This is a genomic window from Metabacillus arenae, assembly GCF_014773385.1.
Classification (GTDB): domain Bacteria; phylum Bacillota; class Bacilli; order Bacillales; family Bacillaceae; genus Metabacillus_D; species Metabacillus_D arenae.
This window is the reverse complement of record NZ_JACXAI010000001.1, coordinates 265,242-280,601: the sequence shown is the minus strand read 5'-3', so window position 1 is coordinate 280,601 and position 15,360 is coordinate 265,242. Positions and strand designations below refer to the sequence as shown.

16 protein-coding genes are annotated in these 15,360 nt (G+C 35.9%); 12 read left to right on the top strand and 4 right to left on the bottom strand.

The genetic code is table 11. The annotated features are described in order from the left end of the window. Positions 1-6 precede the first annotated feature (6 nt). The 4 genes from IC621_RS01445 (at position 7) to IC621_RS01430 (ending at position 5,156) form a co-directional block, all read left to right on the top strand. Positions 7-1,923 carry an LTA synthase family protein gene (locus tag IC621_RS01445; protein ID WP_191154977.1) on the top strand — a complete coding sequence of 639 codons (1,917 nt, stop codon included), beginning with the start codon at positions 7-9 and terminating at the stop codon, positions 1,921-1,923. Between the two features lie 445 nt (positions 1,924-2,368). Next, on the top strand, positions 2,369-3,502 hold the full coding sequence (locus IC621_RS01440) for a M14 family metallopeptidase (protein WP_224752242.1): 1,134 nt from the start codon (positions 2,369-2,371) through the stop codon (positions 3,500-3,502). A 69-nt stretch (positions 3,503-3,571) separates the two neighbouring features. Continuing rightward, positions 3,572-4,693 carry a YqgU-like beta propeller domain-containing protein gene (locus IC621_RS01435; protein WP_191154975.1) on the top strand — a complete coding sequence of 374 codons (1,122 nt, stop codon included), beginning with the start codon at positions 3,572-3,574 and terminating at the stop codon, positions 4,691-4,693. A 148-nt stretch (positions 4,694-4,841) separates the two neighbouring features. Continuing rightward, the gene (locus IC621_RS01430; protein ID WP_191154973.1) at positions 4,842-5,156 is read left to right on the top strand and encodes an MTH1187 family thiamine-binding protein; all 315 of its coding nucleotides are present in this window, start codon (positions 4,842-4,844) and stop codon (positions 5,154-5,156) included. 54 nt (positions 5,157-5,210) lie between these two features. Here IC621_RS01430 and IC621_RS01425 read toward each other — a convergent pair whose 3' ends face one another. Then, positions 5,211-5,384, bottom strand: a complete 174-nt coding sequence (locus tag IC621_RS01425) for a DUF2759 domain-containing protein (RefSeq protein ID WP_191154971.1) — start codon at positions 5,382-5,384, stop codon at positions 5,211-5,213. A 61-nt stretch (positions 5,385-5,445) separates the two neighbouring features. Continuing rightward, complete coding sequence (locus IC621_RS01420) at positions 5,446-5,940, bottom strand: hypothetical protein (RefSeq protein ID WP_191154969.1); 495 nt, start codon at positions 5,938-5,940, stop codon at positions 5,446-5,448. 91 nt (positions 5,941-6,031) lie between these two features. Here IC621_RS01420 and IC621_RS01415 point away from each other — a divergent pair, with 91 nt between their 5' ends. Beyond that, positions 6,032-6,664: an MBL fold metallo-hydrolase gene (locus IC621_RS01415; protein ID WP_191154967.1), complete on the top strand. Its 633-nt coding sequence runs from the start codon at positions 6,032-6,034 to the stop codon at positions 6,662-6,664. 3 nt (positions 6,665-6,667) lie between these two features. After that, positions 6,668-7,774: an SAM-dependent methyltransferase gene (locus IC621_RS01410; RefSeq protein WP_191154965.1), complete on the top strand. Its 1,107-nt coding sequence runs from the start codon at positions 6,668-6,670 to the stop codon at positions 7,772-7,774. 117 nt (positions 7,775-7,891) lie between these two features. Here the strand turns inward: IC621_RS01410 and IC621_RS01405 are convergent, their stop codons facing one another. Together IC621_RS01405 and IC621_RS01400 are read right to left on the bottom strand one after the other, a co-directional pair. Continuing rightward, positions 7,892-8,137 carry a DUF2626 domain-containing protein gene (locus IC621_RS01405; protein WP_191154963.1) on the bottom strand — a complete coding sequence of 82 codons (246 nt, stop codon included), beginning with the start codon at positions 8,135-8,137 and terminating at the stop codon, positions 7,892-7,894. A gap of 355 nt (positions 8,138-8,492) precedes the next feature. After that, positions 8,493-8,837: a helix-turn-helix domain-containing protein gene (locus IC621_RS01400; RefSeq protein WP_191154961.1), complete on the bottom strand. Its 345-nt coding sequence runs from the start codon at positions 8,835-8,837 to the stop codon at positions 8,493-8,495. 444 nt (positions 8,838-9,281) lie between these two features. On the opposite strand from IC621_RS01400, the gene IC621_RS01395 reads away from it, so the two are divergent. From IC621_RS01395 to IC621_RS01370, 6 genes are all read left to right on the top strand, one after another. Then, entirely contained in the window at positions 9,282-10,013 is a 732-nt protein-coding gene (locus tag IC621_RS01395) for a YveK family protein (RefSeq protein WP_224752241.1), read from the top strand. Then, positions 9,994-10,662, top strand: a complete 669-nt coding sequence (locus IC621_RS01390) for a CpsD/CapB family tyrosine-protein kinase (RefSeq protein ID WP_396652955.1) — start codon at positions 9,994-9,996, stop codon at positions 10,660-10,662. Before IC621_RS01395 ends, IC621_RS01390 begins: the two co-directional genes overlap by 20 nt. A gap of 275 nt (positions 10,663-10,937) precedes the next feature. Then, on the top strand, positions 10,938-11,117 hold the full coding sequence (locus tag IC621_RS01385) for a hypothetical protein (protein ID WP_191154959.1): 180 nt from the start codon (positions 10,938-10,940) through the stop codon (positions 11,115-11,117). A 4-nt stretch (positions 11,118-11,121) separates the two neighbouring features. Next, positions 11,122-12,948 carry a polysaccharide biosynthesis protein gene (locus IC621_RS01380; protein WP_191154957.1) on the top strand — a complete coding sequence of 609 codons (1,827 nt, stop codon included), beginning with the start codon at positions 11,122-11,124 and terminating at the stop codon, positions 12,946-12,948. 159 nt (positions 12,949-13,107) lie between these two features. Further along, the gene (locus IC621_RS01375) at positions 13,108-14,262 is read left to right on the top strand and encodes a glycosyltransferase family 4 protein (protein ID WP_191154955.1); all 1,155 of its coding nucleotides are present in this window, start codon (positions 13,108-13,110) and stop codon (positions 14,260-14,262) included. Then, on the top strand, positions 14,247-15,356 hold the full coding sequence (locus tag IC621_RS01370; protein ID WP_191154953.1) for a glycosyltransferase family 1 protein: 1,110 nt from the start codon (positions 14,247-14,249) through the stop codon (positions 15,354-15,356). The genes IC621_RS01375 and IC621_RS01370 overlap by 16 nt, the downstream gene beginning before the upstream one ends. Positions 15,357-15,360 lie beyond the last annotated feature (4 nt).

Below are 15,360 nucleotides of genomic sequence, written 5' to 3'. Positions count from 1 at the left end.
AAAAGAATGCGTAAAAATTCATTTTCGAAAATATCGTTTTTACTCATTGCGACTGTGTTAATGTGGATAAAAACATATGTCGTCTATAAAACTAGCTTTAATATAAAAATAGAAAATTTTATGCAAGAGTTTATTTTATTTATTAACCCATTGAGCTTTTTATTATTCATTTTCGGTATCGGTTTATTGATGAAAGAACGGAATCGAAACAGATATATTATCGGAGCAAGTATTGTTGTTACTTTCATCCTATTAGCTAATATGGTTTTCTACCGTTTCTTTAATGATTTCCTCACCATACCAGTACTATTCCAAACAAGTAATATGGGCGACTTAGGAAGCAGTATTTCAGGCTTATTCGAATGGACAGACCTACTGTTGGTTGTCGACATTGCTGTTTTAATCTGGCTTTATAAAAGAACACCGAGTTTTAGAACGGACATTCGCACAACCCGTAAAGAAAAATCTGCTTTTTATCTTTTAGTTGCGGCTGTTTTCTTCTTTAATTTAGGGTTAGCTGAGACAGAACGTTCCCAACTGTTGACTCGTTCTTTTGACAGAGAAGTGCTTGTTAAAAATATCAGTATTTTTAACTTTCACATATATGATGGAATATTACAATCAAGAACTTCAGCGCAGCGTGCCCTAGCAGACAGCAACAGCCTTACAGAAATTGAAAACTATATAAATGCCAACCAGAAAGAGCCCAATCAAGATATGAAGGGCATTGCTAAAGGCAGAAATGTAATTATGGTCTCACTTGAATCTACACAAAGCTTTGTTGTAAATGAAAAAGTGAACGGTCAAGAAATTACCCCATTTCTAAATGACATAATTGGTGAAAGTTATTACTTTGATAACTTTTATCATCAAACAGGGCAAGGGAAAACGTCTGACTCTGAATTTATCGGAGATAATTCCCTGTATCCATTGGGTCGCGGAGCTGTTTTTTTCACTAACTCAAATAACGATTATGTAGCAACGCCTGAAATCATTAAAGAGCATGGCTATCATTCTTCTGTCATGCATGCTAATAATAAAAGCTTTTGGAATCGTGATATCATGTATCAGTCTTTTGGATATGATAAATTCTTTGATGTGAATAGTTATGATGTTACCGAAGAAAATTCTGTTGGCTGGGGGTTAAAGGATGGAGAGTTCTTTGAACAATCTGTTGATTTAATGAAGGACTTGCCTCAGCCATTTTATACAAAAATGATTACGTTAACGAATCATTTTCCATTTGAACTAAATGAAGAGGACAAAATGATTGACGAATATGACTCAAACAGTAAAACATTAAACAATTACTTCCCAACTGTCCGTTATCAAGATGAAGCTTTAAAACGTTTCTTTGATAAATTGAAAGCAGAAGGGTTGTATGAAAACTCAATTATCATTATGTATGGTGACCACTATGGTATTTCTGAAAACCATAATGAAGCAATGTCCCAATTTCTAGGTAAGGAAGTAACACCATACGAAGAAGTTCAATTACAGCGTGTTCCCTTTATTGTGCACATTCCTGGTGTTACTGATAAAGAACCAAAAACATTCTCAAAGCCAACTGGACAAATTGATATGCGTCCAACTTTAATGAATTTATTAGGAATTGACACGAAAGACCAAATTCAATTTGGTAATGATATGTTTTCCGAAGACCCAAATCCATTTACTGTATTGCGTGATGGAAGCTTTATAACAGGCGAAAGTGTTTATACAGACGGCCAATGTTATAACCGTGAAACTGGGGAACAAATTGAAGATGGCTCATGCGAACAATATCAAGAAAAAGCGAAACAAGAATTAAATTACTCAGATCAGATCATTTATGGTGACTTACTCAGGTTTTATGAAAAAGATCGAGCAAAGACCGAAAATAAAGATGGATCTGAACCAGCTGACTCTTCAAAAAAAGAATAAACATATATAAATGGTGTCTCCTTGACGGGAGGCACTTTTATTATGAGAAAGATTGAACTTAGTCCGATAACGGTGCGAATATCCCGATAATGGTGCAAATATTCGGGTAACAGTGCAATTATACCGAGTAAAACCAACATGGCTCAAATTTTCAAGATACATTGGAATTACCACCTTTAGAGATCTGCTTGGATCAAAAGTCTCAAATTGTAAAGAGAGTGATTAATTAAACCGTCCTCCTGTTGAAATTACCATTGCCTTGATCCTGACTGATAAAAGGTTCACTTTTTGGAATGTTGTTCTAGCCCTTGTATGCACGCAATCCTCCTAAAAATCAAACGCAGCCTTTTCGTAAGCCGGCCGACTATTCATTTTAGTGCAAAGCTTTTTTCTTGTTTGACTACAAGTTGACGCTGCTTCCTACATAAACTAGAGGGGGAGGCTGATGAAGATGAAAGTGACCTTAAAAAAGGATATAGAATTAAAGAGAATTGCTGAGGAATATAACCTAGCTATGGAACTGTTAAAGGATTTAAATCCACAGCTTCAAAATGAAAAGGCAATCCAGGGTGAAGTGATTGAAATTCCTTTATGCTTTGAGTCATTTTCTTCGAAATTTGATCTATCCAGGAATATGATAAATAGGATGGATTCTTTTTTTGAAGAAAATATTACCCGTTTAGGGTGCCCTTTTCTCGATACAAAGAAGAACTACGATCTGGCTTCATTGGAGGATGACCTTGAGCTTCTTACTGCAGCATATCCATTCATTAGGCAAAATGTAATTGGAACTAGTGTATTGGGAAATCCAATTTATGAATTAGTGATTGGTCACGGTCCAAAAAAAATCCATATGAACGGCGCTTTTCATGGGAATGAATGGATTACAACAGCTGTAATGATGAGATGGCTTGATGACTATTTATTTTCCGTTGTGTGCAATGGGTCATACGGCAGTCATTTTTCTTATGAGCTATATAAAGATACAACCTTATCCTTTGTCCCTATGGTTAATCCAGACGGCGTAAATCTAGCCATTCATGGAGCTCCGCCTGATGCACCTTTTCATAAAAAGGTGCTGGAAATAAATAATGGTTCAGAGGATTTCTCAGAGTGGAAAGCAAATATTCAAGGAGTAGATTTAAATAACCAATACCCGGCATACTGGGAAATTGAAAAAGAACGCAAAATTCCAAAGAAACCGGCAAATCGAGATTATCCTGGTGAAGCTCCCCTTACAGAACCAGAAGCAATCACAATGGCCGATCTAGTCACTAGATACGCGTTTGACCGAATTGTTGCTTTCCACACGCAAGGGGAGGAAATTTATTGGGGATATTTAAATTGTGAACCTCCTGAAGCTGAAATGATTGTCAGGGAGTTTTCAATTAATAGCGGATATAAAGCAATTCGTAATATAGACAGTCATGCAGGATTTCGAGACTGGTTTGTATATAAATATAAAAAGCCAGGATATACAGTTGAATTAGGTCTGGGTGTTAACCCTCTACCCATCGAACAATTTGATGAAATTTATTCAAAAAGTAAAGGTATTTTTTGGTCAACTTTATACATGTAAATTGAAACTATTAAGTCCTCTTATACGTCATATTTAAGAGAGAGATAAGTTCGTGAAAGAGGTGTGTTGATGAGAGTAAGTATTATGATCTTGTTTGCTTTAAGTTTTGTTTTAGCCGGTTGTCAGTCTTCTCATCAACTTGAAAAAACAAAAGCAGAAGAAAAGATTCAAACAGAAGAGTCAGTTGAGGAAGAAAATAAAGAAACGGTTTTGTTTCAGAAAAGAGAAATTGTACCTATTGATATTAGTGCAGGAATTTTTCACTCTGTCATTGATTGGTATGACGAAAAAACGGTTTTGCTTATAGAAAACCAAACAAATGCCTCAGCTGTTTATTTGTATAATGTGTTAACAGGAAAAAAAGAACTTTATCTGGAAACAGAAGCCCCAATTGTGAATATGCAGGTTAATAAAAAACAAAATCAATTGCTGGTGCATACAAGTCCTTCAACAAATAAAGCTGAGCTCGCGATCATCGATTTGCTTTCAAAGGATGAACTCTACAAGGGTACTTTCCAATCATTTGAGCTTCAATATAGCTGGAATATTGAAAACGCTAATCAACTGTACGTTACTTCTTTTAATGAAGATTGGACATTTCAAACATACTTAATTGATACACTAACAGGAAAGCAACAAAAAAATCCGGTAAAAGTCCCATTTGTTCAATGGGTCAACCATACAACCTTGTCCTACTTGAAATGGAATGAGGAGGAGCCGCAGCTAACAGCTCCTTTATTCAGTTATGACCTTGAAAGCAAAGAAGAAGTTTTGTTAGGAGAAAGTATGATTGATTTTGCGATCCTTGAGGATGTAACATTATCGATTCAGGTGAAGGATGAAAAGTCAAATAATGGGATAATAACTTTCAATGAAAAAGGTACTCAAAATAAAATTGCATCATTTGATTTGAAGCTATTACCAGATTATTCAGGCTGGGTACTGCCGGAGTTCGAATATGATGCGGAAAACAGGGATTTTTATACCTTTGATGTAAATGATTCGCAAACAAGCTTCAATTTAGTAAAATTTAATTTGAAAGATGGAACGAAAGAGGTCATTGCTGAGAGCATCGAACATGGAAACCTAAAACTTTCACCGACTCGAGAAGTATTACTCTTTGGACCTACACTAGAAAAAATGATTCATTTGAAGAGCAAAGAAATCACACCATTTATCAACCTTCATTAAAGGATGTTAATGTAAATGTTGTTGGATTTGAACATTGATCATCCTTTTGAGATCTTTGGTTCTACTTGAGGAGAGTGAGCTACACCTCTTCACTTTATTTATCTTTTAAACATCAATAGATAGGGACTGCATAGAAAGGAGCTTATTTATGGCAATTGTCGATGTAACGGTTATTCCAATAGGTACAGAAGGGCCAAGTGTAAGTGAGTATGTGGCAGAAATTCAAACTATTTTAAAGGGGTTTGAATCTGAGGGGAAAATCCGCTATCAGCTAACGCCGATGAATACGATTATCGAAGGGGAGCTGTCAGATTTATTTCAAGTCGTTCAAGCGATTCACGAGGCCCCTTTTCAAAAAGGGATTAAACGAGTGGCCACCAATCTGAGAATAGATGACCGCCGCGACAAAAAATCAACGATGGAAAGCAAGCTTCAAAGCGTTAAGCAAGCAATGAATAAATAACGAAACCATAAATTGAAAAACCATTAAAAAAGCCTTGGCCGCTGCCAAGGTTTTTTAATGCACAGTTGGATAACCGGATTCTATAATTGTCATGACCGTAAACCAGCCGAATACAGCAAGTGTACCAAAAGCGAACGCAAATCCAAGCAAGTTTTTGTCTTTAATGGTGCGATAGACAGCATAAACTGCCAATAAAGTAACCAGTCCAAATATAATAACTAATCCCATTTTTTAAAAGCCCCCTTACCTATGTATTGCCCTTAATAAATAAATCATTCCTTCTATTAGTTTAATCGTTTTCATAATATTTGTCGAGATAAAACACAACCTCAATTTCATATGCCTTGGAAATATTCTCTATCAATTCTAAAAGTGATTTTTCTACAAAATAATAACCATTGTCCATTGCAATTAAATGTTCATCAAATTGCAGCATTGCCATTTCTTTTTGTATTTCCTGACCACTGGCAATTTTAAAATATGCAACTAGCTCATTTAGTAAATAATAATGATTTGAATTGGTTTGAATACTGAAATCTTCAAAGCAGCCCTTTTTAACAGGTTCATCTAATTTTATTAGTTCATAGGTGTCTTCGTACATGTTCTTGTTTTGAAGTAATGATGCAAGGCGCTGGCTTTCTTCCTTTGTTCCGACTATAAAGATTGACTCGCTGCTGTCGAGTACATGTACTGCCTCTGTAATCTTGGGAATAGTATCTGACATATATTCTGAAGTGAATTCCTCAAGTGAATTTATTTCAATCCCATAATAACAACATTCCACACTCTTTCATCTCCTATTCATTGCATATCGCTCTTTTTTCTATGATAATTAGTGTAAGACGCTTTAAGAAAACTTGCAATGAGGTGATCGAATGAATTGGGTACAAATTCCATTAGGACCGCTGCAAACCAATGCCTATATTTTATCGAATAAGGAAAAAGATTGTGTTATTTTTGATCCGGGAAGTGAAGGGGACAAGGTTAATCAATATATTCAGAAAGAGAAGCTTAATCCACTAGCGATTTTATTAACACATGCTCATTTTGATCATATAGGCGGAGTAGATGATGTGAGGAAAAAATGGTGCATTCCAGTCTACATACATGAAGAAGAAAAAGATTGGCTGACTAATCCTGAACTGAATGGTTCAACTTTTTTCTTAACAGGCGGCATTACCGCAAAACCGGCTGATCACTTGCTTAAAGGTGACCAAACGTTAACGATTCAGGATTTTACTTTTTCTGTGTATGAAACACCTGGTCATTCACCAGGCAGTGTATCGTTTTATCATAAAGAATCGCAGGCTGTATTTTCAGGAGATGCTCTTTTTGCAGGAAGTATTGGCCGAACAGACTTACGCGGCGGCAATCATGAGCAATTAATTAAAAGCATTCATGAAAAGCTCCTTACATTACCTGAGGAAACGATTGTTTTATCTGGGCATGGCCCTGAAACGAGTATTGAAAAGGAAATGGAACAAAACCCTTTCCTAAACGGCTTTTAATTGATGAAACCTTTTGTCATAGAAAAAATAAAAGAAGCTGGGGGCTATCTTCCTTACGGCGACTATATCGAGTTGATCTTATATGATAAAACATATGGATATTACCAGCAAACAAAAAAGAAAATAGGAAGAGAAGGGGATTTTTATACAAGCAGCTATGTTTCTGAAGTGTTTGCAAAAGTAATTGCCAGGCAGTTTGTTCAATGGGTAGAATCGGGAAAGCTTGATGCTAATTTTTGTGAAATCGGGAGCGGCGAAGGCAGGTTTTTAGCTTCCTTTCGGGAAGAATGCAAACGGCTTTCTCCAGAAGTTTCGAATAGGATGTGCCTCTACTCTGTTGAAAAAAGCACGTTCCATCAGAAATTGTTAAGAAAACAATTCGGCCAAGAGATTACATTGTTAACAAAATTTCAAGATCTGCAATCATTTAATGGTTTTGTTTTTTCAAATGAATTATTTGATGCCTATCCAGTAGATATTATTGTAAAAGATAGTGGCAGTGTATATGAAGTGGTTGTTTCAAGCAGGAATGACGAGCTTGTTGAGAATTTTATTCCGTTAGAGAAGAGGGAAATTATCGATTATCTGGATTGGCAGGAGATTACCTTATCAGATGGCCAGCGGTTTGAAGTACCAATAAAAATGGCGGCTGACCTTGAAAGGCTAAATCACCAGCTAAATCAAGCCGTCATAATGACAATTGATTATGGGTACACAAATAAAGAGTGGTCACTCGCGCAGCATCAAAAAGGAAGCTTAAGAGGATACAGCAACCATCAGCTTTATGCAGATGTGTTAGAAAAGCCGTTTGAAATGGATGTAACAACCCATATTCATTTGGATGCCTACCAAAAGAAGGCTGAGGAAAATGGATGGAAAACCGTTTTTTCGAATAAACAAGAGATTTTCTTAATTGAATCAGGCATTCTGGATTATTTAGAACAAACAACAGACCCCAATCCCTTTTCCGAAATCAATAAACGAAATCGCCAAATCCGCTCACTGATAACACCAGGGGGAATCAGCTCTCATATGCATGTTTTTGTCCATAGCAAAGGGATTAAACATGAGATGAAGCTTGGGGCAAAAATAAACAAAAAGAAAAGCTAAAACACCCTTTAAAAACCAACGGTAAGGCGCTGGAGCTGTATATGGATAGTCAGTTTTAACAATTATCGGTTAACTAAAACTTTCAAACATAAAAAAACAGGCATGAATGCCTGTTTTTTAATGCCCGCCCTGTCCAGGTACCATCATAAATGTTGTCCAATATGTGAAGCCTACGAAGAAAATCGTTAAATAAGCTCCAAACACATAAATGTACATGCGTTCTGAAAGTTTTAAGTAAGATAAAAATACAAAAAATCCTGTTTGTCCGAAAAATAATAAAGATGCTGTTTTCATGTCCCCAAGATAGAACATGACCGCAAAAATCCCTGTCCAGAATCCGAGTACTCGGAACATACGATCCATATATGTATTCCCTCCTTTGTGCCGCAAGTATGTACTTTATTTATTATAATGTACCCTCATATTGCTTGTAAATATGCGCTTACATTCTTGTTGAGGCAAAGTCTAAGAAATAGCACGTTTTGTAAAAAATAAAACGCATTGTGAATAATTAATTATACTTCAGAGAATACGAAAAAGCCATCTTTTCCTAAATGCTAAGCGGGATTTTTTAGAAAGTTAAGAGGAACTAAAGAGCATGATTAAGGGGCAAACATTAAGGTTGCTGGAAGCTTTATGTTTTAAAAATAGGGTAATGAATACTAGTCAAGATGAATAGTATGATGAAGAGAGAAAAAGCTCTCTTCATCCATTTAACTTATAATTTACTTTTTTTATTATTCCATTTTTTGTATTTTAAATACTCTCTAAAATTAATGAAATCATCCTTGCTCATGCCTTCGTCGATTGCCCTTTTTAAAAGCTTCTTCCACTCGTCGTCAATTGAATTTGCGGAATTTTTATTTGACTGGTTTCCAAGTAAATATTCAATATCCGTTTCAAGAGTGATGGCGATCTTTTGTAAAAACTGAAGGGAGGGGTTCTTTTGAATATCCCTTTCAATATAGCTTAAATAAGATTTTGAAACACCCGCTAGATCAGCCAACTCACTAATGGAATATCCTTTTTGCTGCCTCAACTCCCTCATACGGTTTCCTACCATGCCAAGTCTCCTTAATTTCATTTAAGTAATAAAAAAATCGCAACATATTCATTATAAGAAACAATTCGTTCTTTATAAAATTATAATAAAGTGTGATATATTAAGCAAATGAAAGAAAATCTAAAGAAAACGTTCTTTTTAACGAAAATTCAAGAAATTATGGAATTTTAAATAATTGATTCGAATAGCTTATATTTATACTATAAATCTCTATTATGATGTATAGAAATAGGTTTCATTTACTAGGTAATCTAAATCCTGCTTATTTCTTTGATGATTATAGTGAGAAGTTCAAATTATATTGAGAAATTCTTGAAATAGTTATTGACACGTTCTTTATAAAGAACTAAAATAATAGGTGTAATCCGTTATTGATTCCGATTAATTTTTCGGCCATTGTTCTTTTTAAAGAACAAAATTTAACTCCTAATAAGAGGTGCTTGGATGAATTCCAACAAAGCAAATGAAGACATTTTAATGCCTAAGAATAAAGAAATTGACTTAAAAGCGATTTTCAATCTTATTAAAAGACGGATTTGGATCGTTTTGCTTCTGACCTTGATAACAACTACTCTTACAACTATTTATAGCTTTTATTTTACAACTCCAGTTTACCAAACCTCTACAAGAATCATTCTGAATGCTAATACGGAGCTTATCAATACTTTAAAAGTTATCATTAAAGATCCTGCTGTTTTGGAGAAGGTGGCGGGAGAATTAAAGTTAAATCGATCTGGTGAAGCTTTAAGCGGACAAATTGGAGTGGAAAGTATTGAAAGCTCACAGGTTGTAAAAATCACTGTTGCCGATTCGAACCCGGAGCTGGCTGCAAAAATAGCTAATACAACTGTAACTGTCTATAAAGAAGAAATTTCAAATATTATGAATTTTAAAGGTGTGACGATATTATCACAAGCAAAAGCAAACCATTATCCAATTAATCAAAATCACAATCGCTATATGATGATGGGATTGGCAGGAGGTTTAATTATTTCAATTGGGTTTATCTTTTTGCTTGATTCGTTGGACGATCGAATTCGAAATGAACGGGAGTTGGATGAATTACTTGGTCTTCCTATATTAGGAAGCGTTGCGGGTATGACTAAACGTAATACAACCAAGGGCGTAAACAAGAAAGAAAGTCAGGCATTAAGGGGTGAGACCATTGGTTCGTAGTTTACTTCCTACTATCTCGGATAGAAAAAAAAGTTTGATTACTTATATTAACCCAAACAGTTTAATTGCAGAACAATACCGAACGATAAGGGCAAATATTCAATTTTCTTCTGTTGAGAAAAAATTTCGCTCAATAGCTGTTACCTCACCAGGATTTGGAGAAGGAAAGTCTACAACTGTATCAAATTTGGCCATTTCAATGGCACAGCAAGGAGAAAAAATTCTTTTAATTGATGCGGATGTCAGAAATCCAACGATACATACTGCCTTTAATTTAAATAATGATGTTGGATTAACGAATGTATTAATAGGAACTTCTTCTGTGAATGACGCTGTTTATCAAACAGAGATTGGGAGGCTGGGCGTGCTAACAAGCGGTCCCACTCCACCTAATCCTGCAGAATTAATAGGTTCCGAGGCCATGAGAAATTTAATAAAAAAGGCATTAGCCGATTATGATTTGGTCTTATTTGATTGTCCCTCTGTACTTGAAGCAGCAGATACTAAAATATTGGCAAATGAATGCGACGGAGTCATTCTAGTAGTTAGCAGCGGTAAAACAGATAAAGAGAAGGCGCTGGAAGCAAATAGAGTACTAACTATGGCTCGGGCAACATTATTAGGAGTTATTTTAAACGATAAAAAATAATGGATACAGTGGATTGTAAATCTATTTTTTTGAGTAATTGTTCTTTATAAAGAACCTCAACTTAATCTCTAGGGAATGTCTCCTTACCGTTACCAATGGAGGCACTCGATCATGCTGTGGGTTTTTATACCTTAGACGCTTGTCGTCAAAAGTGTGGTGTGAGGGAGGGTTAAATGCCCTGTTTAACTATAAAGTTTTTTTTATATGGTTTTCAGAATGAAGACCATATAGTTAAGAACTTTATAAAGAATTAAATAAGGAGTTGAGTAGAGACGTTGGAGGATTTTACATTTAATAAATATCCAAAATCAATTACGAAAGCTATTCGCTATATTAAACAAGATGGTTCTTTAGAACAGCTTAAGGAACTTAGAGGATTATTAGAAAGTTCAATTTATCAAAGGATGTTAACACTTGAGGAAATTTCGAAAAATAAGGGATTTATGAAGGGGTGATTTTATGACTTATCACCGGAGGTTATCCTTTTTAATCCTGGTAGATTCATTTATTGTCTTATCCGCTATTTTTTTCAGCCGATTTTTGTTAGAGGCTAGTCTGCATATTATTACCCTGCCATTAATCATCAGTTCTCTAACTCTATTAATCAGTCATCATTTTTTTTCTTTCTTTTATAAGCTGTATAAAAAAGCGTGGGAGTATGCGAGTATTGGTGAATTATTAAATATTTTTAAAGCCATTTCATTTTCAGTTGTCACGACCGCTTTTTTTCAGCTGATTGTAGAGCAGGAAATTCATTTCCGGCTGTTAGCTGTCACATGGATGATTCACATGCTGCTGATTGGCGGTTCAAGATTTATCTGGCGGATTTACCGCGATACCTACATAAGCAGGTCAGCTTTGCGTCGCCGAACATTAATTATTGGTGCTGGATCAGCAGGGACAATGGTAACAAGGCAGCTTCAAAGAAATCATGGTGCAGAATTATATCCGGTTGCTTTTATTGATGATAATAAAATGAAACAAAAACTTGATATTTTAGGGATTCCAGTAGTAGGCGGAGTAAATTCCATCGAGAAAACAGTTAGAGAGCTGAATATCGAAAATATTGTCATTGCCATTCCTTCTTTAAGTAAAAAAGAACTCAATACGATTTTTAAGGAATGCGCTAAAACAAAGGCCAAAACACAAATTATTCCAATGCTTGAGGACTTAATAACAGGTAAAGTGTCTGTAAACCATTTTCGGGATGTTCAAGTCGAAGATCTTCTGGGCCGGGAAGCAATAGAATTAGATATTGATAGTATTTCTGAAAATATAGCAGATAATGTAGTTTTGGTCACAGGGGCAGGCGGTTCAATTGGATCGGAAATTTGCAGACAAATTACAAAATTTAAACCTGCAAAATTAGTTCTGTTAGGTCATGGAGAAAATAGTATTTATTCAATAGAGATGGAACTTAAAGAGCTTGTTGTAAAGGATCAAATTGAAATCGTGACAGAAATTGCCGACTTACAGGATGAGAAGAAAATGATGACGGTGATGAACACTCACCACCCAAATGTAGTCTACCATGCTGCCGCACACAAACATGTACCGTTAATGGAACGAAATCCTGATGAAGCTGTAAAAAATAACATCATTGGAACGATGAATCTTGCCAAAGCGGTAAGCTGGCATAATGTAGACACCTTTGTCATGATTTCATCCGATAAAGCTGTAAATCCTACAAGTGTAATGGGAGCAACAAAAAGATTGGCTGAAATGATCGTCCAGCATTTTGATCAAAACAGCCATACAAAATTTGTTGCCGTTCGATTTGGAAATGTTTTAGGAAGCCGCGGAAGCGTTATTCCCTTATTTACGAAGCAAATTCAAAAAGGAGGGCCGGTTACAGTCACCCATCCAGACATGGTCCGTTACTTTATGACCATTCCAGAGGCGTCCAGACTGGTCATCCAAGCAGGAGCGTTGGCGCAAGGAGGAGAAATTTTTGTCCTCGATATGGGTGAACCGGTAAAAATCGTCGATCTTGCTAAAAACCTTATTAAATTATCGGGAAATTCCCTAGATGATATCGAGATTGAATTTACCGGCATGAGGCCTGGAGAAAAGCTTTTTGAGGAATTGCTGAAAGAAGATGAGGTTCAAGAACAACAGGTTTATCCTAAGATTTATGTAGGTAAAACATCAAACCTCTACATCGCGGAAATTGAAGAGATCATTGCTGCCTATTCCGATATGGATAAAGATACTCTTCGTGAACAATTACTAAACCTAGCGAATAATCGTATTCCAGCAAAAAGTTTAATGACTTTATCAGGTTAAATGAAGGATCAAATGCCATTATTCCAGATCGAGGTTTTCACCAGCTGCAACTTAAGCCCTTAGAAAGAATAAGGCTTTAAGAAATTTAAATAATGATAAGGAAGATACCTTATACTGGTATCTTTTTGTTTGAACTTTAAAAAAATCGGGTGATTAAAAATGCAAAATAAAGTTTTATTTTGTGCGACGGTCGACTACCATTTTAAAAGCTTTCATCTCCCAATCCTTAAATGGTTCAAAGAACAAGGATGGGAAGTTCATGTTGCAGCTTTTGGGGACATGGAGCTACCTTTTGTCGATAGAAAATTTCATATACCTATTCAAAGGTCACCTTTTAAGCTAAAAAATATGGAAGCCTATCAAGAATTAAAGAAAATCATAGGCGAGCAGCAATATAGGATGATTCACTGTCACACACCAATGGGTGGCGTCCTCACTCGACTGGCTGCACAATCAGCACGAAAAAACGGCACAAAAGTGATTTATACCGCACATGGGTTTCACTTCTGTATGGGGTCACCGATTATGAATTGGTTGGTTTACTACCCGATTGAAAAAATGCTTTCTCGTAATACAGACTGTCTTATCACGATAAATCAAGAAGATTACGAGCTTGCTGTAAATCATCACTTCAAGGCAGATAGAATTGAACATGTCCATGGTGTTGGTGTGGATATAGATCGATTTAAGCCAATTGATGAAAACAATAAGCATGAGCGAAGAAAGAAACTCGGATATAACAAAAACGACTTTTTGCTCTTTTACGCAGCTGAGTTTAACAAAAATAAAAATCAACAATTCCTAATCAAGGCCATAGCAAAAATGAAAGAACAAGTCCCTCATGCAAAACTTTTACTTGCTGGAGAAGGTCAGCTCCTTGAAGAGTGCAAAAAGCTAGCTTTAGAACTTGGAGCAGAGAAAATGGTTCATTTTCTTGGCTACCGAAATAATATTGACGAGATATTACCTTTATGCGATGCAGCGGTTGCTTCCAGTCTCAGAGAAGGGCTGCCCGTAAACATTATGGAAGCGATGGCATGCGGACTTCCTGTAGTGGCTACTAAGAATAGAGGCCATAATGAATTAATCCAGCATCATTGCAGCGGCTGGACTGTAGACAATGAAAGCATCCAAGAGATGGTCGAAAGATTAGTATTGCTAGCAAGAGAACCAAACCTCCTAACAACCTTTGGACAAAAAGGCAGGGAAATCATTGAATCAAAATACAGTGTTAATAATGTGATAAATCAAAAAAGCTTCATTTACTTGGAGTATATGAAAGAAATGGAGGACTTTAGTTGGGCAGCCCAATAAGAATATTGCATGTGGTCGTCAATATGAACCGGGGCGGAGCAGAGACACTCATCATGAATTTATACCGGAATATCGACCGCTCAAAAATACAATTTGACTTCCTAACCTGCAAGGAAGGTGTATTCGATAAGGAAATTGTGGAGATGGGCGGAAAAGTGCACCGGATTCCTTATCTTACAGATGGTGGACATTTTGCTTATCTAAAGAACTTAGACCACTTTTTTATATTAAATTCGCAGTACAAGATCGTTCATTCACATATGGATAAGATGAGCGGCTTTGTCTTAAAAGCTGCTAAAAAGGCGGGCATTCCCGTTAGAATTGCTCATAGTCATAATACACAAAGTGAAGGTGGATTTGCTGCAAGACTTTATAAATCATATGCAGGAAGCTATATCCGAAATTCGGCAACACATTATTTAGCCTGTTCTAAACTGGCTGCAAACTGGCTGTTTAAAAATAATTTGAAATCAACAGTTCTCTTGCAAAATGGAATAGACACTCAAAAATTTGCTTATTCAAAAGAAGTGAGAGATGAGGTAAGAAAAGAACTAGGATTGAATAAGGATTGCCTGGTTCTTGGCCATGTTGGGAGATTTAACCATCAAAAGAATCATGCTTTTTTAATTGATGTTTTTTATGAACTTCACAAACAAAAACCCGATGCAATTCTTGTTTTGGTTGGAGACGGTCCTTTACGCTCAAACATTGAAGACAAAGTAAATAAGAAGAAATTAGATGGAAAAGTAAAGTTTCTTGGAGTCCGCAGTGATATTCATTGCTTGTTACAAGCATTTGATATTTTTGTTTTTCCGTCCTTTCATGAAGGTTTGCCTTTGACGTTAATAGAGGCACAGGGTGCAGGCTTGCCTTGTGTAATCTCTGAAAATGTTTCTGAAGAAGTGGATTTAGGGATAAATTTAGCTAAATTCTTATCAATAACTGACAAGGAAGAATGGTTAAATGAAATTCAAAGGATATGTAATGAAAAGGCAACAAGAAAAATTCCAAAGCAAGCATTAGCCGAACAAGGATACGACATTAAGAATACGGCTTATCTTATAAATAATTTTTACTTAGGGTTAGCGAGGTGAAATG